The organism is Paracoccaceae bacterium, from assembly GCA_019454225.1.
Lineage (GTDB): Bacteria > Pseudomonadota > Alphaproteobacteria > Rhodobacterales > Rhodobacteraceae.
The window spans coordinates 2,183,592-2,203,171 of the sequence record CP075370.1 but is presented as its reverse complement, the minus strand read 5'-3'; the positions used below and the strand labels follow the sequence as shown (position 1 = coordinate 2,203,171).

The following is a 19,580-nucleotide window of genomic DNA, read 5'->3' as shown; positions in this document are numbered from 1 at the left end:
TCCCCGGAACCCGAACCGCGCGGCCCATTCCTGTCACTCCGCCGCCACGGCCGACACGCGGCCCGTCTTCTTTGCCACGATGCGATCCTCGATCTCGTCGCGGAAGGCGCGGATCAGGCCCTGGATCGGCCAGGCCGCCGCATCGCCGAGTGCGCAGATCGTATGCCCCTCGACCTGCTTGGTCACCGACAGCAGCATGTCGATTTCCTCGATCTCCGCCTCGCCCCGCACCAGCCGGTCCATCACCCGCATCATCCAGCCCGTGCCTTCGCGGCACGGCGTACACTGGCCGCAGCTTTCGTGCTTGTAGAACTTCGAAAGCCGCCAGATCGCCTTGATGACGTCGGTGGACTTGTCCATCACGATCACCGCCGCCGTGCCCAGGCCCGACCGCTGTTCCCGCAGCCAGTCGAAATCCATGATCGCGTCATCGCATTGCGCCTGCGTCAGAAGCGGCACGGACGATCCGCCCGGGATTACCGCCTTGATGTTCTTCCAGCCGCCCCGCACGCCGCCGCAATGGCGTTCCAGCAGTTCCTTCAGCGGGATCGACATCGCCTCTTCCACCACGCAGGGGTTGGCGACATGGCCCGAGACGGCGAACAGCTTGGTCCCCGCATTGTTCGGGCGGCCGAAGCCCGCGAACCATTCCGGGCCGCGCCGCAGGATCGTCGGCACCACCGCAATCGATTCCACGTTGTTCACCGTGGTCGGGCAGCCGTAGAGTCCCGAGCCTGCCGGGAACGGCGGCTTCATCCGTGGCATGCCCTTCTTGCCCTCGAGGCTTTCCAGAAGCGCCGTCTCCTCGCCGCAGATGTAGGCGCCCGCGCCGTGATGCAGGTAGAGGTCGAAATCCCAGCCCGACCCGGCGGCGTTCTTCCCCAGAAGCCCCGCGTCATAGCATTCGTCGATCGCCGCCTGCAGCGCCTCGCGCTCGCGGATGTATTCGCCGCGGATGTAGATGTAGCAGGCATGCGCGCCCATGGCGAAACTGGCGATCAGGCAGCCCTCGATCAGCGTATGCGGATCATGCCGCATGATCTCGCGGTCCTTGCAGGTGCCGGGCTCGGACTCGTCGGCGTTCACCACCAGATACGACGGTCGCCCGTCCGACTGCTTGGGCATGAACGACCACTTCAGCCCGGTGGGAAACCCCGCGCCGCCCCGGCCGCGCAGCCCGCTGGCCTTGACCTGGTCGATGATCGTCGCCGCGCCGCGCGCGATGATTGCCGCCGTGCCGTCCCAATGCCCGCGCTTCCTGGCCCCTGCCAGCGTGCGGTCATGCATGCCGTAGAGGTTGGTGAAGATGCGGTCCTGATCCTTCAGCATCGTCCTGTCCTTACTTCTGCCGCTGCCGCCACAGCCGCCATGTCACCGCCATCGTCCAGACGAAGGCCGCAATCGCCATCAGATCGAAAAGGAAGGCAAACCGCGCCTCCCATCCCAGTTTCCCGCCCAGCCACTGCGCGCCCATCCACAGGATCATCGTCGCGGCCAGCACGAAGGCCGCCAGCCGTGCCTGCCGCACGCGCGCCAGATCATCGGGGCTGGGACCGGGCACGGTGGTCATGCGGGTTGCCCCCCCGCCGCCAGCACGCGCGCCTGCGCCACCCAGTCGTCGCGCGTCACGCGGCCCTTGAAACCTTCCAGGTTGTCATCGACCCAGGCGATCTCGGCGGGCGTCCATGCCGCGATCTGGTCGAAGTGATAGTAGCCCAGCGAATGGCAGAGCAGTTCAAGCTTCGGCCCGATCCCCTTGATCAGCTTCAGATCGTCCGCCTGCCCGCCGCGCGCCGCGCTCAGGCCCTGCGGACGGGCCGGTGCCGGAACCTCGGCCTCCGGGGCGGGCGTCGCGGTCCATTCCGCCGTCCTGGTCTCGACCCACGCCGTCTCGGCCGGGGACATCTGCGCAACCATCATCGACGGCGTCAGCGGCCGCTCCGCCTCTGCCGCGGCGGCTTCGTCATCGCCTTCCTCGCGCGCGGGCATACCCAGGATCAGCCCGACCGTCACGAACAGGACCGCGGCCACCATCACGGCGCCGGCCGAGGACAGCCCCACCGGGCCGACGGCGGCGCCAAAGCCCGTCGCGGCAGCGCCCGCCGCCACAAGCCAGCCCCAGAGTTGAGGGGCGTTCTTCATCGGAACATCCGTCATCCTTCGCCGTCTCCTTCGGGGCCCGGAGCTTGCCGCGGGCCGGTTGCCGTTCAGTCGTAGACGCCACCCTTCTCAACACGTTTCGAGAATTCCGTATCGCCGCCCGCCGCAAGGATCCGGGCCTGCGCCACCCAGTCATCCCGGGTCACCCGGCCCTTGAACCCCTCGAGATTGTCATCGACCCAGGCGATCTCTGCCTCGGTCCAGGACGCGATCTGGTCGAAGTGGAAGAAACCGAGCCGATGGCAGAGCGCTTCAAGTTTCGGGCCGATACCCTTGATTTCCTTCAGATTGTCCGGCTTTCCCCCGCGCGCCTCCGGCAACGCCTGCGGCCGCGTGCCGGTCGTGGCGGGTGCCTTTGCCCCCGGCGTGGCGGCGGGTGTCGCGTTCGGTGCATCGCCGTCCGCTTCGGGCCTGCCCCTGGATCGCGCCGGCGCCTCCTGCACCGTCGCGCCGGTGTCATCGGCGGCGCGGCCCGCGCCGGGCTTCGGCTCGGCGGCCGCACCGGCGGCGGGGGTCGCGGCATCGGCCCGGCCCTTCCAGGGTGTCACCAGCGGCACCTCGGTGCCGTCGATCCGCCTGACCGTGTCGCCCAGGTCGACCGCCGCCTGCGCGCTGGCGTTGTACTGCCGCCGGCCGCTTTCGAAATCGCGCAGCGTCGTCAGCCCGGTCAGCGGCTCTGCGGCATAGCGGCCGTTCTGCGGCCCCGGAACCGGCACCTCGCCCGCCGCGAAACGGGTGATCAGGCCACGCAGTCTTTCGGCGGTCAGATCCTCGTAGTAATCCTTGCCGATCTGCGCCATCGGCGCGTTCGCGCAGGCGCCCAGGCATTCGACCTCCTCCCAGCTGAAACGGCCGTCCGGCGACAGCGCATGCGGCTTGGCATTGATCATCTCCTTGCAGACGGCAACCAGGTCCTCGGCGCCGCAGATCATGCAGGACGTGGTGCCGCAGATCTGGATATGGGCCACAGAACCAACCGGTTGCAGCTGGAACATGAAGTAGAAGGTGGCGACTTCCAGCGCCCGGATATAGGCCATGTCCAGCATCTTGGCGACGTATTCGATGGCGGGACGGGACAGCCAGCCTTCCTGCTCCTGCGCGCGCCACAGAAGCGGGATGATCGCCGATGCCTGCCGCCCTTCGGGGTACTTGGTCATCTGCGCGCGCGCCCAGGCCTCATTGGCCGGGGTGAAGGCGAAACTTGCGGGCTGGTGGGGGTGCAGGCGGCGCAGCATCAGGGCGTTCCGTTCGTCATGTGGGCCGCCAGCGCAAGACCGGCCGCCGAAAGGTAAAGCAGGGCCGCCACCAGATGCGGCCCGTGGGGCCGCCCGGCGCGGAGATAGATGAACACGTCACCGAACCCGGCGATCCCGACCACCGCCAGGAACCATGCCAGCAGCCACCAGTCGCCCCAGAGCAGCACGCCCAGCAGCAGAAAGGCGGTCCCGATGTAGCGGTCCGACATGACAAGCGGCAACTGCGCGGGCCAGTGCGACGCCGCCTTCATACCCTTTTCGGGGTTCAGCGCGAACAGCACGCCGAAACCGCCGGTCAGGACCATGCAGAGCGTCGCGAGCAGCAGGGCGGCGTTGCCGGTCATCGGTCAGAACCTCAGGATCATGGCGGCGGCCACGAAGGGCACGGCCACGGGCATCGACAGGATCACGATCACCGCGAAGGGCAGGATGCCGATCATCGTCACCGGTCGATCTCCCCGAACACCACGTCCATCGTGCCGATGATCGCCGACACATCGGCCAGCTGGTGACCCTTGCAGATATAGTCCATCGCCTGCAGGTGCAGGAACCCGGGCGCGCGGATCTTGGCGCGGTAGGGGCGGTTGGTGCCGTCGGCCACCAGGTAGACGCCGAATTCGCCCTTGGGCGCCTCGACGGCGGCGTAGACCTCGCCCGCTGGCACATGGAACCCTTCGGTGTAGAGCTTGAAGTGATGGATCAGCGCCTCCATCGAGGTCTTCATCTCGGCGCGGCGGGGCGGCGTGATCTTGCCGCGCGCCAGCACGTCGCCGGGTTCCACGCGCAGTTTCGCGATGGCCTGGCGGATGATCGCCGTCGATTCCCGCATTTCCTGCATCCGGCACAGATAGCGGTCATAGCAGTCGCCGTTCTTGCCGACGGGAATCTTGAAATCGAACTCGTCATAGCACTCGTAGGGCTGCGCGCGCCGCAGGTCCCAGGCGAGGCCCGACCCCCGCACCATCACGCCGGAAAAGCCCCAAGCCTGGATATCCTCTTCGGTCACCACGCCGATGTCGGCGTTGCGCTGCTTGAAGATGCGGTTCTCGGTCAGCAGCGTGTCGATGTCGTCCAGAACCTTCGGAAATGCCTCGGCCCAGGCGTCGATGTCATCGATCAGGTCGGGCGTCAGGTCCTGATGCACGCCGCCGGGGCGGAAATAGGCGGCATGCAGACGCGCCCCGCAGGCGCGTTCGTAGAACACCATCAGCTTCTCGCGCTCCTCGAACCCCCAGAGCGGCGGGGTCAGCGCGCCCACGTCCATCGCCTGGGTCGTGACGTTCAGCAGGTGGTTCAGGACGCGCCCGATCTCGGAATACAGAACCCGGATGAGGCTGGCGCGGCGCGGAACCTGCACACCCGTCAGACGCTCGATCGCCAGACACCAGGCGTGTTCCTGGTTCATCGGCGCCACATAGTCCAGCCGGTCGAAATAGGGCAGGTTCTGCAGATAGGTGCGGCTTTCCATCAGCTTCTCGGTGCCACGGTGCAGCAGCCCGATATGCGGGTCGCAGCGTTCGACGATCTCGCCGTCAAGTTCCAGCACCAGACGCAGGACACCATGTGCCGCAGGGTGCTGCGGCCCGAAGTTGATGTTGAAGTTGCGGATCTTCTGTTCGCCGGTCAGGGCGTCGTCAAAGCCACCGTCCATCATCCGCTCACCTCGTCCATGTTTTGCCGCCAGGCGGCGGGCAGGGTATGCCGCCGCGCCACCGCCGCATATTGCGGGGCCAGCAGGGCGCGCAGGCGCGCGCGCTGCGCATCGGTCATCTCGACGGGCGCCGACGCGAAGACGCGGCGCCCGAAATCCGGGTTGCCCTGCCGGATACCCAGGAACGTGCACAGCCGCGCATAGCCCGGCGCGGTCATCAGGTCTTCCTGGAACATCGCCAGGAACCGCCCGGGCGCCACGGCGGCATCCAGCCGCGCCAGGGCCCCGGCATAGTCACCCCGGTCCACCGCCGCCGAGGGCCGGCCGTCCAGAATGGCGTCCAGCAGCGCCCGCGCCGCATCCGGAACCTCTGCCGCGACCTTTGTCATGCGTTCGGCGATCATGCGCACATGGCTCCAGAAGCGGGACACCGGGTCGCGCATCAGATAGAGGACGCGCACATCCGCCGCCATGCCGGCCATCTGCCGCAACCGCTGCTCGGGCAGGCTGGCATAGGCGGGCGTCACGTCCATCACCAGCCGCCGCCCGGCCCGCGCGCCGCCGAACAGATAGGCAAGATAGGCCGGGATATCCTCGACCCTGCGGCGCAGCACCGCGATCCATTCCGCAACATCGGCACGGCGCTGCGCCTGCAGCGCGGCGTCGCCCCGGCCCGACGCGGCCAGCTTTTCGGCGCGCGCCTCCTGCAGCTTGATCTGGCGGCCGAAGGTGTTGTTCTCCAGCGTGTCGAAATAGTGCAGTTCCTTGATCGCCCGCGCATGGCAATCGGGGTGCGCGGCCAGATGGTCCCACAGCCATGTGGTGCCCGCCTTGGTCGCGCCCACGCCCAGAAGAATGGTCGGCTCGCCGCCCACGCGCCTCAGCCCTTCTTCTCGTCGCCCGGCAGGACGTATTGCGCGCCCTCCCACGGGCTGAGAAAATCGAACTGGCGGTATTCCTGCACCAGTTTCACGGGCTCATAGACCACGCGCTTCTGCGCCTCGTCCCAGCGCACCTCGGTATAGCCGGTGGTGGGAAAGTCCTTGCGCAGCGGGTGGCCACGGAACCCGTAGTCGGTCAGCAGGCGCCGCAGGTCGGGGTGACCCGAGAACAGGATGCCGAACATGTCGAACACCTCGCGCTCGAACCAGTCGGCGGACGGGTGGATCGCGGACACCGACGGCACCATCTCGTCCTCATGGACGGGCACCTTCACCCGGATGCGGTGGTTCCGGTACATCGACAGGAAATGATAGACCACATCGAACCGCGCCGGACGGTCGGGATGGTCGATCGCCGTGATGTCGACGAGCGAGGTGAAGCGGCAGGCGGCATCGGTCTTGAGATACTCGATGAAGGCCGACAGATGCGGCAGCGTCACCTCGACCGTCAGTTCGCCATGCGCGACATGCGTCGAGGACACGGCATCGGGACGGCGAAGTTCCAGATGGGCGGCCAGTTCCTGAAGGGCGGCGGTCATCGGGTCACCTCACCAGCGTGCCGGTGCGGCGGATCTTCCGCTGCAACTGCAGGATTCCGTACAGCAGCGCCTCGGCCGTGGGCGGGCAGCCGGGAACGTAGATGTCGACCGGCACGATCCGGTCGCAGCCCCGCACCACCGAATAGCTGTAGTGGTAATACCCCCCGCCATTCGCGCAGGACCCCATGCTGATCACGTAGCGCGGTTCTGGCATCTGGTCATAGACCTTGCGCAGCGCCGGGGCCATCTTGTTGGTCAGCGTGCCCGCCACGATCATCAGGTCCGACTGGCGGGGCGAGGCGCGCGGCGCCGTGCCGAAGCGTTCGAGATCGTAGCGCGGCATCGAGGTGTGCATCATCTCGACCGCGCAGCAGGCCAGCCCGAAGGTCATCCAGTGCAGCGACCCGTTGCGCGCCCAGTTGATCACATCCTCGGTCGCGGTCAGCAGAAAGCCCTTGTCCTGCAACTCACGATTGAACTCGATCACCTGCGCGTCGCGGTCGGGACCGGCGGCGTTCCCCGTCATCACTCCCATTCCAGGGCCCCTTTCTTCCATTCATAGGCAAAGCCCACGGTCAGCACGGCCAGGAACACCATCATCGACCAGAACGCGGTCATCGAGATTTCGCCGAAGGCCACCGCCCAGGGGAACAGGAACGCCACTTCCAGGTCGAAGATGATGAACAGGATCGACACGAGATAGAACCGCACGTCGAACTTCATGCGCGCGTCGTCGAAGGCGTTGAAGCCGCATTCGTAGGCCGAGACCTTCTCGGGGTCGGGGTTGCGCACGGCGATGATCGCGGCGGACAGCATGAGCACCAGCCCGAGCCCCACGGCGATCGCCAGAAAAATGAGAATCGGCGCGTAGTCTCGGAGAAGTGTGTCCACGAGGCGGGCTCCTTCGGCTGGCGACACAGGCAACCCGCCGCCTCTTGCGGGCGGCCCCGGTCACCTCGCATCCGTTTACTCTGCGCCCCCGCCGGGGTCAACCGAAGGCGGTGGCCGCACCTGGGCCAGACCGTCGCGGAGGGCCGATGTATGCAGCGGTGTGCAAAGGAGAATCCGGATCGCGCTGCGATGCCGCAAAGATTCTTCTGCATTGCCGCAGAACCGTGGCCCGCGCCGCGACCGGCGGCGGCCGCGACGGGCAGGCAATTGCCGTGTTGGACGAATCTCTCGGCGGTGCCACCGTGCCGCAAGCCACCGCCCGACCGGAGACGCCGATGCGCCGCGCCATCCTGACTGTGCTGCTTGCCCTGCCGGTTCCGGCCGGGGCCGATACGTTCTGCGAAGATCTGTGGATTGCCCGGAACACCATCTTCCACCGCGCCGGATACTGCTTCGGCAGCGCCCTCGGCCAGGGTCTGTTCGGCAACGCGGGATGCATCGGAACGTCGCCGCAGCTCGCATCCGCCGATGCCGAGGCCGTCGACCAGATCCGCCTGATGGAGAACGACGCGGGCTGCCGCGTCGCCACAACCAGCGCCCCCACCGCACGCATGCGGACCGAGGCCGCGCGCCTGTCGCGGCTGCGCGACATACCGGCGGCCGATCACAACGGCTGGGCCTGCCTCGGCTACACCGGCCCCGGCCTGACGCTGCGCAGCGGCGCCTCGGCGGACAGCCCGGTCACCGGGCAGGCGACAGCGGGGCAGTTCCTGTTCTCCGAGTACCTGCTGCGCGACGGGTGGAAGTTCGTCGTCGCCACCACCGGGCACGGGCGCCCGACCGTTGCCGAGGGCTGGACGCGCGACACCACCGCCCCCGGCGAATGCCTGGAAGAGGCGGGCTAGGTCAGACGGCCCAGCCGGGCTTGCGGCGGTCAAGGAATGCACCGGTGCCCTCGGCCACCTCCGGGCTGTCCCAGCGCGCGACAAGCGCCGCGATGCTGTCATCGACCATGGCGGGGGTCACGGGCGCCGCCAGGTTGCGGATCAGCGCCTTGGCCTCGGCCATCGCCCCCGGCGCGCAGAGCAGCGCCGCCGCCGTCTCGTCGGCCACCGCATCATCCAGCGCGTCGGGCGCCACGGCGCGCGTCACCAGGCCAAGGCGCAGCGCCTCGTCCGCGCCAAAGCCGCGTGCAGTGACGAACAGGCCGCGCGCGGCCCCTGCCCCGATCCGCGCCAGCACATAGGGCCCGATGGTGGCCGGGATCAGGCCCAGCCGCGTCTCGGTCAGGCCGAAGCGGGCGGTCTCGGCCGCTACACAAAGGTCGCAGACCGCCATCATGCCCAGGCCACCGCCAAAGGCATTGCCCTGCACCCGCCCGATCAGCGGCTTCGGCAGCGCGTCCAGCGCGGACAGCATCCCGGCCAGCCTGCGGGCCTCGACCGCTCGGCCGGGGCCGTCGGCGGCCGCCTGCGCGCGCATCCAGCCCAGGTCACCACCGGCACAGAAGCTCGGCCCCAGCGCATCGAGGATCACCACGCGCACGCCCGCATCGGCCGCCAGCGCCCGCGCCGCCGCCGTCAGTTCATCCATCATCGGTGCCGACAGCGCGTTGTGCTTTTCCGGCCGCGCCAGCGTCAGCCGCGCGACACCCCGCGCATCGGTTGCAACCCTGATCGTCTCGAACATTCCCGCCTCCCTGGGCCGCACACCCCGGACACCATCATCCGGATGGATGCCGCCACGCTCAGCCGCCACGCATCGCGCGCGCCATTTCGGCGGCGCGTGCCAGCACCGTTTCGTCAAGACCGGTCGACCAGCCCTCGGCCGCCAGCCACCGCGCCACCCGTTCCGTCGCCACGTTCCCCGCCGCACCCGGCGCATAGGGGCAGCCGCCCAGACCGCCGACAGCCGCGTCGAACACGCGCAGCCCGCGCCCGAGCGCGACCGCGATGTTGTCCAGCGCCCGCCCTGCGGTATCGTGGAAATGCCCCGCCAGCCGGCCGGGCGGCAGGTCATCCAGCACCGCCGCCAGCATCGCGTCGACCGCCTCGGGCGTGCCGCGCCCGATGGTATCGCCCAGGCTGACCTCGGCGCAGCCCATGTCGCGCAGTGCTGCGGCCACGCGCGCCACCTCGCCCGGCGGCGTGGGCCCGTCGAACGGGCAGTCCGTCACGCAGGACACATAGCCGCGCAGCGCGATGCCGTCGGCCCGCGCCGCATCGGCCACCGGGCGCATCCGTTCCAGGCTTTCGGCAATGCCCGCATTGAGATTGGCGCGCGAGAACCCCTCGGAGGCCGAGGCAAAGACCGCCACCTCATCCGCCCCCGCCGCCCGCGCGGCCTCGTAGCCCCTGAGGTTCGGGGTCAGCACCGCGTAGCGCACCCCGGGCGCCCGGGCGATGCCCGCCATCACCGCCGCGCCATCCGCCATCTGCGGCACCCATTTCGGGCTGACGAAGCTTGCCGCCTCGATCCGCCGGAATCCGGCCCGCGACAGCAGGTCGATCAGCGCGACCTTCCGTTCGGTCGGGATGAACCGCGCCTCGTTCTGCAGCCCGTCGCGGGGGCCGACCTCGACAATCTCGACGCTGCGGGCACCGCTCATCCCGCATCCTCCAGCGCGATCAGGGGGGCGCCCGCCTCGACCTGCGCGCCGGGCGCCACCAGCACCTCGGCCACCACGCCGTCGCGGGCGGCGGTCAGGACATGTTCCATCTTCATCGCCTCCAGCACGGCCAGCCGGTCGCCCGCCTTCACCGCCTGCCCGGCCACGACATGCACTGCGCGCACAAGGCCCGGCATGGGCGATCGGGTGATGTTGCCCGCCACCCCCTCGGCCGCCGCGCGGTCAAGCGGATCGGTGCGGGCCAGCGACAGCGTGCGGCCGGGGGCGAAGACATGGATCGCGCCGGACCGCTCGACCACGTCCAGCGGCCCCCGCCCCTCGACGATCCAGCCGCCGGGGCCGCGTTCGGCCAGGATCAGCAGTCCGTCGAGTTCCACCTGCGCGGCGTCGGGGCCGGTCAGGGTGATGCGGGCAGACCATGGGTCGTCACCGTGCCGCAGCACCACGACATGCCCCGGCGCCGTCCACAGCGCGAAACCCGCCAGCGGCCCCCGCGGCAGTTCGGCCGCAGCCAGGAAGGCGGTCGCGGCCATCGCAAGGTCAAGATGGTCGCGGTCGCGCGGCGCGGTCAGGGCGGCGAGGTCGCGGGCGATCAGGCCCGTATCGACCTCTCCGGCGGCAAAGCCGGGGTGGCGGGCCAGCGCCGACAGGAAGGACAGGTTCGTCACCGTCCCGGCCACCTGCGTCGCCTCGAGCGCGGTGGCCAGCCGGTTCAGCGCCACGGCGCGGGTCGGGCCATGGGCGATGACCTTGGCGATCATCGGGTCGTACCACGGGCTGATGGCGTCGCCGCTGGCCACACCGGTATCGGCGCGCACGTCCGGCGGGAAGGCCAGATGTGCCAGCCGCCCGGTGGCGGGCAGGAACCCGGCCGCCACGTCCTCTGCGTAGAGCCGCGCCTCGAAGGCGTGGCCGGTGATCGTCAGATCCTCCTGCCGGGCGGGCAGCGCCTCGCCCGACGCGACGCGCAGTTGCCATTCCACAAGATCGACGCCGGTGATCGCCTCGGTCACCGGATGCTCGACCTGCAGGCGGGTGTTCATTTCCATGAACCAGAACCCGTCCTCGCGCAGGCCACCGGCGCCGTCGACGATGAACTCGACCGTTCCGGCCCCGCTGTAGCCGATGGCGCGGGCCGCACGCACGGCGGCGGCGCCCATCGCCGCGCGGACCCCTGCCGTCATGCCGGGGGCCGGGGCCTCTTCGATGACCTTCTGGTGGCGGCGCTGCAGCGAGCAGTCGCGTTCGAACAGGTGCAGCGCATCCCGGCCGTCGCCGAACACCTGCACCTCGATATGGCGGGGGCGCTCGACGTATTTCTCGATCAGGACGGCGTCGTTGCCGAAGGCGCCGCGTGCCTCGGCCTTGGCGGATTCGAGCGCGGCGATGAAATCGGCCGGGCGGTCCACGCGGCGCATCCCCTTGCCGCCGCCGCCCGCCACGGCCTTGACCAGCACCGGGTAGCCGATCGTCGCGGCCTCGAGCTCCAGCCGGGCGGGTTCCTGGTCGTCGCCGTGATAGCCGGGCACCACCGGCACGCCAGCCGCCTGCATCAGCCGCTTGGCGGCGTCCTTCAGCCCCATGGCGCGGATCGCGGCGGCCGAGGGGCCGATGAACACCAGCCCCGCCGCCGCGACCGCCTCGACGAAATCAGGGTTCTCGGACAGGAAGCCGTAGCCGGGATGGATCGCCTGGGCGCCAGTCAACTCGGCGGCCGAGATGATCCGGTCGGCGCGCAGGTAGCTGTCGGCGGGGGCCGGGCCGCCGATCGGCACCGCCTCGTCGGCCATCAGGACATGGCGCGCCCGGCTGTCGGCGGTGGAGTGGACCGCCACCGTCGCCACCCCGAGACGGCGGCAGGTGGCGATGATCCGGCAGGCGATCTCGCCCCGGTTGGCGATCAGGATCTTCTGGAACATCGGGCGGTCTTTCGCTGGGCGGGCCTTTCGGGGTGGGCGTCCCACGATGGGACATGTTTCGGCATCAACGATATCAAGGGGTTGCGTTTTGATCTTAACCCCTTGTCAAGATTTCCGCGCGCCGGGCGCGCGGGTGGTCACATCCGGAACACGCCGAAGCGTGTTTCCTCGACGGGGGCGTTCAGGCTGGCCGCCAGCGACAGCGCCAGCACCGCGCGGGTCTTGCGCGGGTCGACGATGCCGTCGTCCCAGAGCCGGGCCGAGGCGTAGAGCGGGTGGGACTGGCGGTCAAACATCTCGACCGTGGGGCGCCGGAACTCGGCCTCGTCAGCGGCCGACCAGGTGCCCCCTGCCCGCTCGATCCCGTCGCGCCTGACGGTGGCCAACACCCCCGCCGCCTGTTCGCCCCCCATCACCGAGATGCGGCTGTTCGGCCAGGACCACAGGAACCGGGGCGAATAGGCGCGGCCCGCCATGCCGTAGTTGCCCGCGCCGAAGCTGCCGCCCAGAAGCATGGTGATCTTGGGCACCGCCGTGGTGGCCACCGCCGTGACCATCTTGGCGCCGTGACGGGCGATGCCCTCGTTCTCGTACTTCCGGCCGACCATGAAGCCAGTGATGTTCTGGAGGAACACCAGGGGGATGCGGCGCTGCGAGCAGAGTTCGACGAAATGCGCGCCCTTCACGGCGGCCTCGGAGAACAGCACGCCGTTGTTGGCAACGATCCCCACCGGAATGCCCATGACATGCGCAAAGCCGGTCACCAGCGTCTCGCCGTAACGGGCCTTGAATTCGTCAAGGCGGCTGCCGTCGACCACGCGGGCGATGACCTCGCGGATGTCGTAGGGGGTGCGCAGGTCGGCGGGCACCACGCCGAGGATCTCGTCGGGGTCGAAGGCGGGCTCTTCCGGAACGGCCATGGCGACGTGGGCGGCGGGCGCCCGGTTGAGGTGGCGCAGCGCCTCGCGCGCGAGGGCAAGGGCGTGGGCATCGTCCTGCGCCAGATAGTCGGCCACTCCGGACAGGCGGGTGTGGACATCGCCGCCGCCCAGATCCTCGGCGGTGACCACCTCGCCTGTGGCCGCGCGAACGAGGGGCGGCCCGGCCAGGAAGATCGTGCCCTGGTCCCTGACGATGATCGTGACGTCCGACATCGCCGGCACATAGGCGCCCCCCGCCGTGCAGGACCCCATGACGACCGCGACCTGCGGGATGCCGGCCGCGCTCATCCTGGCCTGGTTGTAGAAGATGCGGCCGAAATGGTCGCGGTCGGGGAACACCTCGTCCTGGTTGGGCAGGTTGGCACCGCCCGAGTCCACCAGATAGACGCAGGGCAGGCGGCATTCGGCGGCGATTTCCTGCGCGCGCAGGTGTTTCTTGACCGTCATCGGATAGTAGGTGCCGCCCTTCACGGTGGCATCGTTGCAGACCACCATGACATCGGCACCGTGAACCCGGCCGATGCCCGCGATCACGCCCGCACAGGGTGCGGCGCCGTCATACATGCCATGCGCGGCGGTGGCGCCGATTTCCAGAAACGGCGCGCCGGGGTCCAGCAGGCCCGCCACCCGGTCGCGCGGCGCCATCTTGCCGCGTGCGGTGTGGCGTTCGAGCGCCCGGGGGCCGCCGCCCGCGGCCGCCAGCGCGGCGGCCTGTTCGACCTGGGCAAGCAGCGCCAGATGCGCCGCGCGGTTGGCGCGGAAGGTTTCCGACGACGGCAGGGCGCGGGAGGTCAGGCGCATCGGTGCGGGCTCCGGTGGGCAGGGGGCATGGCGGGGACGGGCATCTCAGGGCACCCCGCGCAGCATCAGGCGCGCGGTCTGTTCGACGGTGTGGCGGAACAGGCAGTCAACCGCGACCACCTCGCCCTCGCTGCTGCCGGGGGGCCAGGCGGCGCGGTCCGAGGCGCAATCGGCCTCGCGGAACGCGGCGAAGGCCTGTTCGGCGATGCGCAGGGTCTCGCCCGCAAGCGGGCCGCCCGGCGGGCGGCGGGCATCGGCCGCATCGAAATCGGCCAGCTTGCGGCCGAGGAGCTGGAGGCGCACCACCTCCCATGCGGTGATGTTCGCGCGATGGCAGGGCTGGAACCCGCCGGGGGCATCGTAGCACGCCCGCTCGGTCTCATCGGCGCAGGCGAGGGCGGCCTCGCGCCAGGAATCGGTCACGCAGGCGGCGGCGGCGGCGATGACCCGGGGATCGGGGGGCGGCAGGTCGGCCATCAGGCTGGCGGCAGGCGGCGGCGGCACTGTCGGCTGCGTGCCGGTCTGCGCCGCCGCCGGAGCGGCGGACAGCAGCGCCAGGGCGGCAAGGGCGTGGCGCAGGGGGGCCCGGGGCATGGCTCAGGTCTCCGGCAGGGCGGCGGGGGCGGTTTCGCGGACGATCCAGCCCAGCCGGTTCACGTGGTAGTCGCGCGCAAGGCCGTCGGTGCGGCAGGTCACCACGAGCCATGACATCCAGCCCGATCCCGGCCGCGCCTGGCAATCGGTGGCGCGCGCGGCCTGACCGGCCCGGGCCAGATGGCGCGAGGCCACGGCCTCGATCACCGGGGTTTCGCCGCGGGCGGCGGCGCGCAGGCCCGCGACCGCGCCCAGCATGCCCGACAGCGCCACGAGCGCGGCCACCGGCAGCCAGAGCGTGCGCGGGCGGATCATGGCGCAGGCTCCGGCGACTGGCCAGTGAAGGCGCGCGCGCCGGGGTTCATCCGGCGCCCATCAGTTCGCGCCCGACCAGCATCCGGCGGATCTCGGACGTGCCGGCGCCGATCTCCATCAGCTTGGCATCGCGGAACAGGCGACTGACCGCGCTGTCGGCAAGGAACCCCGCGCCGCCCAGGGCCTGCACGGCCTGGTGCGCCTGCACCATGGCCTGTTCGCTGGCGTAGAGCACGCAGGCGGCGGCATCGGCGCGCGTCACCTCGCCCCGGTCGCAGGCGCGGGCGACCTCGTAGACATAGGCGCGGGCGGAATTCATCGCCGTGTACATGTCGGCCAGCTTGCCCTGCATGAGCTGGAACGACCCGATGGGACGGCCGAACTGGTGGCGTTCGCGCAGGTAGGGCACGACCTCGTCCAGGCAGGCGGCCATGATGCCGGTGCCGATGCCCGACAGCACGACCCGTTCGTAGTCGAGCCCCGACATCAGCACCGCGACGCCGCGCCCTTCCTGGCCGATGACATTCTCGAAGGGCACCTCGCAGTCGTCGAAGATCAGCTCGCCCGTGTTCGACCCGCGCATCCCCAGCTTGTCGAAATGCGGGCTGGTGGAAAACCCCTTCATCGACTTCTCGACCAGAAAGGCGGTGATGCCCTTCGATCCGGCCTCGGGGTCGGTCTTGGCATAGACCACCAGCACATCGGCATCGGGGCCGTTGGTGATCCAGTATTTCGTGCCGTTCAGGATGTAGCGGTCGTTGCGCCGGTCGGCGCGCAGCTTCATGCCCACCACATCGGATCCCGCCCCCGCCTCGGACATGGCGAGCGCGCCGACATGTTCGCCGCTGACCAGTTTCGGCAGGTAGCGCGCGCGCTGCTCGGCGGTGCCGTTCAGCCGGATCTGGTTGACGCAGAGGTTGGAATGCGCGCCGTAGGACAGCGAGACCGAGGCCGAGGCACGGGCGATCTCCTCGACCGCGACGACATGGGCGAGATAGCCCATGTCGGCCCCGCCGAATTCCTCGGGCACGGTGATGCCGAGGAGCCCGAGGTCACCCATCTCGCGCCAGAGCGCGGCGGGAAAGACATTCGTGCGGTCGATCTCGGACGCGAGGGGCTTGACCCGTTCCTGCGCCCAGCGATGCACCGTGTCACGCAGCGCGGCGATGTCCTCGCCCAGGTCGAAACGCATGGATGCGGTGAACATCGCTCCCCTCCCCGGGAAATGAACGCCTGTTCATTTCTTACCCGCCGCCGTCTCTCCGGTCAACTGGCGTCGGCGCCTGCGGCGCCGCGACGCCGGCCGTCGGGGCGCGCCGCCGGCCCGCCGCGCGGGGACCGTCCCGCATCAGTCGGCACCCCGCGCGGGTCCGTCGGGCGCGGCGGCGTTCGATACCGCCTCGGCCGCGATGATGGCGGCGATCAGATCGGCGTCGGCGGGGGTGAAGGTCAGCGGCAGGCGCAGGTCGATCAGCCCGGCAAGGATGCGGTCGGTCTGCGGCAGGACGGGCGGCGCGGCATAGCGCCAGTGCGCATAGCGCGAGGTGAAGCCGTGCGGATCGGCCGCCCCGAACCACTTGAGTTCGACACCGCGCGCGGCGCAGCGGGCCAGGAACGCCATGATCCAGGCCGCGTCGCGGTCGGGCAGCCGGAACTGGAAGGACGAGCCGACGAAGGTTTCGCGCGGGTCGCGCGGGATCAGCGCCAGGCCCGGCGTGCCCGCAAGCCCGGCCGTCATCCGGTCATGCAGCACCCGCCAGCGCGCGACGCGATCAGCCAGCAGGCGCAGCTGCGGGCGCAGGATGGCGGCGCGCAGATTGTCCATCCGGCCCGAGATGTTGGGCGTGTCGGGCACCAGCGCGGCAAAGACCTCGGGCGGCGGGGCCGCGCGATGGCGGGGGTAGAGCATGTAGCTGCCCGACAGCAGGATCGCGCGGGCGGCCAGCACGGGATCGTCGGTGGTGACCAGCCCGCCCTCGCCGCTGTTGATGTGCTTGTAGGTCTGGGTCGAATAGCAGGCGATGGCGCCATGCCGCCCCGAGGGCCGCCCGGCCCATGCCGCGCCCATCGTGTGCGCGCAATCCTCGACCACGCGCACCCCGGCGGCGTCGCAGATCGCCATCAGGCGGTCCATGTCGCAGACATGCCCGCGCATGTGCGACAGCAGCAGCACCCGCGCCCCGCTGTCGGCGATCCGCGCCGACAGGTCGCGCAGGTCGATGGTGAGGTCATCGGCGGTTTCCACGAACACCGGCCGCGCGCCCACGGCGGCGATGGCGCCGGGCACCGGGGCAAGGGTGAAGGCGTTGGACAGCACCGCCGCCCCCTGCCCCACGCCCAGCGCGCGCAGCGCGGTGGCCATGGCATAGCCGCCCGAGGCGACCGCCAGACAATATCGCGCACCGGTGAAGGCCGCGAATTCCTCTTCCAGCGCGGCGACCTCGGGCAGTTCGCCGGGGGTCGTGTTGTAGCGGTGCAGCCGGGCATGGCCCATCGCGGCCAGCGCCGCAGCGACGCCATCCTCGGGGATCGGTTCCTGCTGGGTGAAGCTGCCGGTGAAGCGGGGGGATGCGGGATCGGACATGGCCCGGACCATGCGGCGGCGGCCCGGCCCCGTCAATCGCTGCGCAGGCCGCGCTTGCGCGCGGGGGTCGGCCGGACGTGGCGTTCCACCGCATCGAACAGCGCCGCGGCGACGTTGCGGCCCGAGGCACGCTCGACCCCCTCGAACCCGGGCGAGGAATTGACCTCAAGCACCTTCGGCCCGTCGGCCGAGCGCAGCAGGTCGACCCCGGCCAGCCCGAGGCGAAAGGCGCGCGCGGCCCGGACCGCCACCTCGCGCTCGGCGCGGCTGATGCGGACCGCCTCGGCGGTGCCACCCTGGTGCAGGTTCGACCGGAATTCGCCCGGTGCCGCCCGCCTGCGCATGGCGGCCACCACCCGGCCGTCCAGCACCATGCAGCGGATGTCGCAGCCCCTGGCCTCGGCCACGAACCGCTGCACCAGGAAATCGGCCTTGAGGCCCCGGAAGGCCGAGATCACGCTGGCCGCTGCGGCGGGGGTTTCGGCCAGCACGACGCCGCGGCCCTGGCTGGATTCCAGCAGCTTGACCACCAGCGGGACGCCCCCGACAAGCTCGATCAGGTTGCCGGTGTCCTTGGGGCTGGAGGCGAAGGCCGTGGCCGGCATCGGCACGCGGTGCCGCGCCAGAACCTGATGTGCCTGCAGCTTGTCGCGGCTTTGCACGATTCCGTCGGGGCCGTTCACCAGCCAGGTGCCCCGGGCCTGGAACTGCCGCAGGATCGCCGCGCCATAGGCCGTGACACGGTGGCCGATGCGGGGGATGACGGCGTCGAAATGCGGCAGGCGCGCGCCGTCGCAGTGGATTTCGGGTGCCAGCGGCCCGATCCCCACATAGAGCCGCGTGGTGTCGAGCACCTCGACCACATGCCCGCGGCGGGTGCCCTCCTCGACGATGCGGCGGGTGGAATAGGCCCCGCCGTCGCGCGACAGGACGGCCACGCGCAGGGTGCGGGCCGGGGCGGCCGCCAGCACCCGCGCCGAATGATAGACGTCATGGCTGAGGACGCCGTGCAGGAACCCCTCGGCCACCGAGACCATCGCCCCCTCGCCCAGCGCCTGCCGCCCCAGCAGCATGCGATAGGCCATGCCGCCGCGATCGGTCAGGCTGACCTCGATGGGCCAGCGGCGGGCGCCCAGCACCACCTCGGTCTCGATCACCAAGCGGGTCTCGGTCTCGCCGTTCGAACTGGTGATCTCGCGGCGGTCGCGGATCGGGGCGGAACAGGCGATGGTGACATCCTCGCGCCCCGGGATCGGGTGGATCAGGAAGCGCACATGCGGGGCCGAGGCCGGGCCGAAGGGTTCGATGTCGAAGGCATGCAGCGCCGAGGTGCGCGCGCCGGTGTCGACCTTTGCCCTGAGCGCGGGCAGGCCGAGGCCCGGCAGGGCCACCCATTCCTCCCACCCCAGCCGCAGCGGGGCCAAGGTGGTGCCGCCATCCGATTCGCCGATCCTGACCGCCTGCATCGCCGCCCCCTGCTGCCCCACGGGGTGATGGCGCCGCATGGTGACAGGCAGGTGACGCCCGGCCGTGCATCGGGCCCGGCCGCCTGACCCGATTTCGGCAGGGTGGCCAGAGGAAAATTGACCCGGGGGCAGGGCTGTGTCACATGTTGGTGAATGCGCGTGGTGCCCCACAACCTTTGTGTGCGCGGGCAAGGCGCTGTGGACATAGCATCGGGGGGTGCCACATGTTGCGTGATCTGATCCGGCTTTCCGGCATGCCGAAGGCCATCGCCCTTGCGGGCGCGGTGCTTGCAGCCCCGGCCGCGACCGCGCAGGAGGTGCGGCTGACCGAGGACCGGGCCGAGGCGCGCATCGTCCTGAACGGCCAGCCGGTGACGATTGCCCGCAACCAGGACCAGAGCGCGACGGTGACGGGCGATTTCGCCAAGACCTCGCGCCCCTGCCCGCCGTTCTGCATCCATCCGATGCAGGCCGCGCCGGGTGTCGAGACGCTGGGCGAACTGGAACTGATCGCGTTCCTCGAAACCGCAGTCGCGGGCGGCACGGGGGTGCTGATGGATTCGCGCCTGCCGGAATGGTACGCCAAGGGCAGCATCCCCGGCGCGGTGAACGTGCCCTTTGCCACGCTGGCCCCGGGCAACCCCTACCGCGACCAGATCCTGCTGGCGCTGGGCGCGCAGCCCCGCGCCGCGGGCGGGTTCGACTTCGGCACTGCGCTGGACCTGGCGCTGTTCTGCAACGGGCCCTGGTGCGACCAGAGCCCGCGCGCCATCCGCTATCTGATCGACGCGGGCTATCCGCCGGAAAAGCTGCACTATTATCGGGGTGGCATGCAGAACTGGCTGATGCTGGGCCTGTCCGTCGTCAAGCCAGAGGGCCAGGGCTGACGCGGC

At 70.2% G+C, this 19,580-nt stretch carries 21 protein-coding genes; 2 read left to right on the top strand and 19 right to left on the bottom strand.

Features of this window, described 5'->3' with window-relative positions; translation table 11 throughout:
- Positions 1-33 precede the first annotated feature (33 nt).
- The 10 genes from nuoF to KF887_10385 all read right to left on the bottom strand — a co-directional run bounded on the left by nuoF (position 34) and on the right by KF887_10385 (position 7,438).
- The gene (nuoF, locus tag KF887_10430; protein ID QYK39889.1) at positions 34-1,329 is read right to left on the bottom strand and encodes an NADH-quinone oxidoreductase subunit NuoF; all 1,296 of its coding nucleotides are present in this window, start codon (positions 1,327-1,329) and stop codon (positions 34-36) included.
- A 10-nt stretch (positions 1,330-1,339) separates the two neighbouring features.
- Positions 1,340-1,570, bottom strand: a complete 231-nt coding sequence (locus KF887_10425) for a DUF5337 domain-containing protein (protein ID QYK39888.1) — start codon at positions 1,568-1,570, stop codon at positions 1,340-1,342.
- Positions 1,567-2,142 (bottom strand): NADH:ubiquinone oxidoreductase, encoded by a 576-nt coding sequence (locus tag KF887_10420; GenBank protein ID QYK39887.1) that lies wholly within the window; start codon positions 2,140-2,142, stop codon positions 1,567-1,569. Before KF887_10420 ends, KF887_10425 begins: the two co-directional genes overlap by 4 nt.
- Before the next feature lie 65 nt (positions 2,143-2,207).
- Complete coding sequence (locus KF887_10415) at positions 2,208-3,395, bottom strand: NADH-quinone oxidoreductase subunit E (GenBank protein QYK39886.1); 1,188 nt, start codon at positions 3,393-3,395, stop codon at positions 2,208-2,210.
- Positions 3,395-3,760 (bottom strand): hypothetical protein, encoded by a 366-nt coding sequence (locus tag KF887_10410; GenBank protein ID QYK39885.1) that lies wholly within the window; start codon positions 3,758-3,760, stop codon positions 3,395-3,397. The genes KF887_10415 and KF887_10410 overlap by 1 nt, the downstream gene beginning before the upstream one ends.
- Positions 3,761-3,858: 98 nt before the next feature.
- A complete protein-coding gene (locus tag KF887_10405) occupies positions 3,859-5,067 on the bottom strand; it encodes an NADH-quinone oxidoreductase subunit D (GenBank protein ID QYK43519.1) in 1,209 nt (402 codons plus the stop codon).
- On the bottom strand, positions 5,067-5,942 hold the full coding sequence (locus tag KF887_10400) for a sulfotransferase (GenBank protein QYK39884.1): 876 nt from the start codon (positions 5,940-5,942) through the stop codon (positions 5,067-5,069). The genes KF887_10405 and KF887_10400 overlap by 1 nt, the downstream gene beginning before the upstream one ends.
- A 5-nt stretch (positions 5,943-5,947) precedes the next feature.
- Positions 5,948-6,547: an NADH-quinone oxidoreductase subunit C gene (locus tag KF887_10395; protein QYK39883.1), complete on the bottom strand. Its 600-nt coding sequence runs from the start codon at positions 6,545-6,547 to the stop codon at positions 5,948-5,950.
- A gap of 4 nt (positions 6,548-6,551) precedes the next feature.
- Positions 6,552-7,073 carry an NADH-quinone oxidoreductase subunit B gene (locus tag KF887_10390; protein ID QYK39882.1) on the bottom strand — a complete coding sequence of 174 codons (522 nt, stop codon included), beginning with the start codon at positions 7,071-7,073 and terminating at the stop codon, positions 6,552-6,554.
- Positions 7,073-7,438 carry an NADH-quinone oxidoreductase subunit A gene (locus KF887_10385; GenBank protein QYK39881.1) on the bottom strand — a complete coding sequence of 122 codons (366 nt, stop codon included), beginning with the start codon at positions 7,436-7,438 and terminating at the stop codon, positions 7,073-7,075. The genes KF887_10390 and KF887_10385 overlap by 1 nt, the downstream gene beginning before the upstream one ends.
- A 335-nt stretch (positions 7,439-7,773) precedes the next feature.
- On the opposite strand from KF887_10385, the gene KF887_10380 reads away from it, so the two are divergent.
- Positions 7,774-8,343: a DUF4453 domain-containing protein gene (locus KF887_10380; protein QYK39880.1), complete on the top strand. Its 570-nt coding sequence runs from the start codon at positions 7,774-7,776 to the stop codon at positions 8,341-8,343.
- A gap of 1 nt (position 8,344) precedes the next feature.
- Here the strand turns inward: KF887_10380 and KF887_10375 are convergent, their stop codons facing one another.
- From KF887_10375 to rimK, 9 genes are all read right to left on the bottom strand, one after another.
- Positions 8,345-9,127, bottom strand: a complete 783-nt coding sequence (locus KF887_10375; protein ID QYK39879.1) for a crotonase/enoyl-CoA hydratase family protein — start codon at positions 9,125-9,127, stop codon at positions 8,345-8,347.
- 58 nt (positions 9,128-9,185) lie between these two features.
- Positions 9,186-10,046: a hydroxymethylglutaryl-CoA lyase gene (locus tag KF887_10370; GenBank protein QYK39878.1), complete on the bottom strand. Its 861-nt coding sequence runs from the start codon at positions 10,044-10,046 to the stop codon at positions 9,186-9,188.
- Complete coding sequence (locus tag KF887_10365) at positions 10,043-11,986, bottom strand: biotin/lipoyl-binding protein (protein QYK39877.1); 1,944 nt, start codon at positions 11,984-11,986, stop codon at positions 10,043-10,045. The genes KF887_10370 and KF887_10365 overlap by 4 nt, the downstream gene beginning before the upstream one ends.
- A gap of 137 nt (positions 11,987-12,123) precedes the next feature.
- The gene (locus tag KF887_10360; GenBank protein QYK39876.1) at positions 12,124-13,728 is read right to left on the bottom strand and encodes a methylcrotonoyl-CoA carboxylase; all 1,605 of its coding nucleotides are present in this window, start codon (positions 13,726-13,728) and stop codon (positions 12,124-12,126) included.
- A gap of 45 nt (positions 13,729-13,773) precedes the next feature.
- Entirely contained in the window at positions 13,774-14,322 is a 549-nt protein-coding gene (locus KF887_10355) for a DUF1311 domain-containing protein (GenBank protein QYK39875.1), read from the bottom strand.
- 3 nt (positions 14,323-14,325) lie between these two features.
- Complete coding sequence (locus KF887_10350) at positions 14,326-14,637, bottom strand: hypothetical protein (GenBank protein ID QYK39874.1); 312 nt, start codon at positions 14,635-14,637, stop codon at positions 14,326-14,328.
- Positions 14,638-14,683: 46 nt separating this feature from the next.
- The gene (locus KF887_10345; protein ID QYK39873.1) at positions 14,684-15,844 is read right to left on the bottom strand and encodes an isovaleryl-CoA dehydrogenase; all 1,161 of its coding nucleotides are present in this window, start codon (positions 15,842-15,844) and stop codon (positions 14,684-14,686) included.
- Between the two features lie 141 nt (positions 15,845-15,985).
- Positions 15,986-17,221 (bottom strand): DegT/DnrJ/EryC1/StrS family aminotransferase, encoded by a 1,236-nt coding sequence (locus tag KF887_10340; GenBank protein ID QYK39872.1) that lies wholly within the window; start codon positions 17,219-17,221, stop codon positions 15,986-15,988.
- Between the two features lie 32 nt (positions 17,222-17,253).
- Positions 17,254-18,687: a 30S ribosomal protein S6--L-glutamate ligase gene (gene rimK / locus KF887_10335; GenBank protein QYK43518.1), complete on the bottom strand. Its 1,434-nt coding sequence runs from the start codon at positions 18,685-18,687 to the stop codon at positions 17,254-17,256.
- Positions 18,688-18,941: 254 nt separating this feature from the next.
- Here rimK and KF887_10330 point away from each other — a divergent pair, with 254 nt between their 5' ends.
- The gene (locus KF887_10330; protein QYK43517.1) at positions 18,942-19,574 is read left to right on the top strand and encodes a rhodanese-like domain-containing protein; all 633 of its coding nucleotides are present in this window, start codon (positions 18,942-18,944) and stop codon (positions 19,572-19,574) included.
- Positions 19,575-19,580: the final 6 nt, after the last annotated feature.

Bases quoted from the DNA above. Each gene is read 5' to 3' on its own strand.
- nuoF (QYK39889.1), bottom strand. From the start codon at position 1,329: ATGCTGAAGGATCAGGACCGCATCTTCACCAACCTCTACGGCATGCAT.
- KF887_10425 (QYK39888.1), bottom strand. From the start codon at position 1,570: ATGACCACCGTGCCCGGTCCCAGCCCCGATGATCTGGCGCGCGTGCGG.
- KF887_10420 (QYK39887.1), bottom strand. From the start codon at position 2,142: ATGAAGAACGCCCCTCAACTCTGGGGCTGGCTTGTGGCGGCGGGCGCT.
- KF887_10415 (QYK39886.1), bottom strand. From the start codon at position 3,395: ATGCTGCGCCGCCTGCACCCCCACCAGCCCGCAAGTTTCGCCTTCACC.
- KF887_10410 (QYK39885.1), bottom strand. From the start codon at position 3,760: ATGACCGGCAACGCCGCCCTGCTGCTCGCGACGCTCTGCATGGTCCTG.
- KF887_10405 (QYK43519.1), bottom strand. From the start codon at position 5,067: ATGGACGGTGGCTTTGACGACGCCCTGACCGGCGAACAGAAGATCCGC.
- KF887_10395 (QYK39883.1), bottom strand. From the start codon at position 6,547: ATGACCGCCGCCCTTCAGGAACTGGCCGCCCATCTGGAACTTCGCCGT.
- KF887_10390 (QYK39882.1), bottom strand. From the start codon at position 7,073: ATGACGGGGAACGCCGCCGGTCCCGACCGCGACGCGCAGGTGATCGAG.
- KF887_10380 (QYK39880.1), top strand. From the start codon at position 7,774: ATGCGCCGCGCCATCCTGACTGTGCTGCTTGCCCTGCCGGTTCCGGCC.
- KF887_10375 (QYK39879.1), bottom strand. From the start codon at position 9,127: ATGTTCGAGACGATCAGGGTTGCAACCGATGCGCGGGGTGTCGCGCGG.
- KF887_10370 (QYK39878.1), bottom strand. From the start codon at position 10,046: ATGAGCGGTGCCCGCAGCGTCGAGATTGTCGAGGTCGGCCCCCGCGAC.
- KF887_10365 (QYK39877.1), bottom strand. From the start codon at position 11,986: ATGTTCCAGAAGATCCTGATCGCCAACCGGGGCGAGATCGCCTGCCGG.
- KF887_10360 (QYK39876.1), bottom strand. From the start codon at position 13,728: ATGCGCCTGACCTCCCGCGCCCTGCCGTCGTCGGAAACCTTCCGCGCC.
- KF887_10355 (QYK39875.1), bottom strand. From the start codon at position 14,322: ATGCCCCGGGCCCCCCTGCGCCACGCCCTTGCCGCCCTGGCGCTGCTG.
- KF887_10350 (QYK39874.1), bottom strand. From the start codon at position 14,637: ATGATCCGCCCGCGCACGCTCTGGCTGCCGGTGGCCGCGCTCGTGGCG.
- KF887_10345 (QYK39873.1), bottom strand. From the start codon at position 15,844: ATGTTCACCGCATCCATGCGTTTCGACCTGGGCGAGGACATCGCCGCG.
- KF887_10340 (QYK39872.1), bottom strand. From the start codon at position 17,221: ATGTCCGATCCCGCATCCCCCCGCTTCACCGGCAGCTTCACCCAGCAG.
- rimK (QYK43518.1), bottom strand. From the start codon at position 18,687: ATGCAGGCGGTCAGGATCGGCGAATCGGATGGCGGCACCACCTTGGCC.
- KF887_10330 (QYK43517.1), top strand. From the start codon at position 18,942: ATGCCGAAGGCCATCGCCCTTGCGGGCGCGGTGCTTGCAGCCCCGGCC.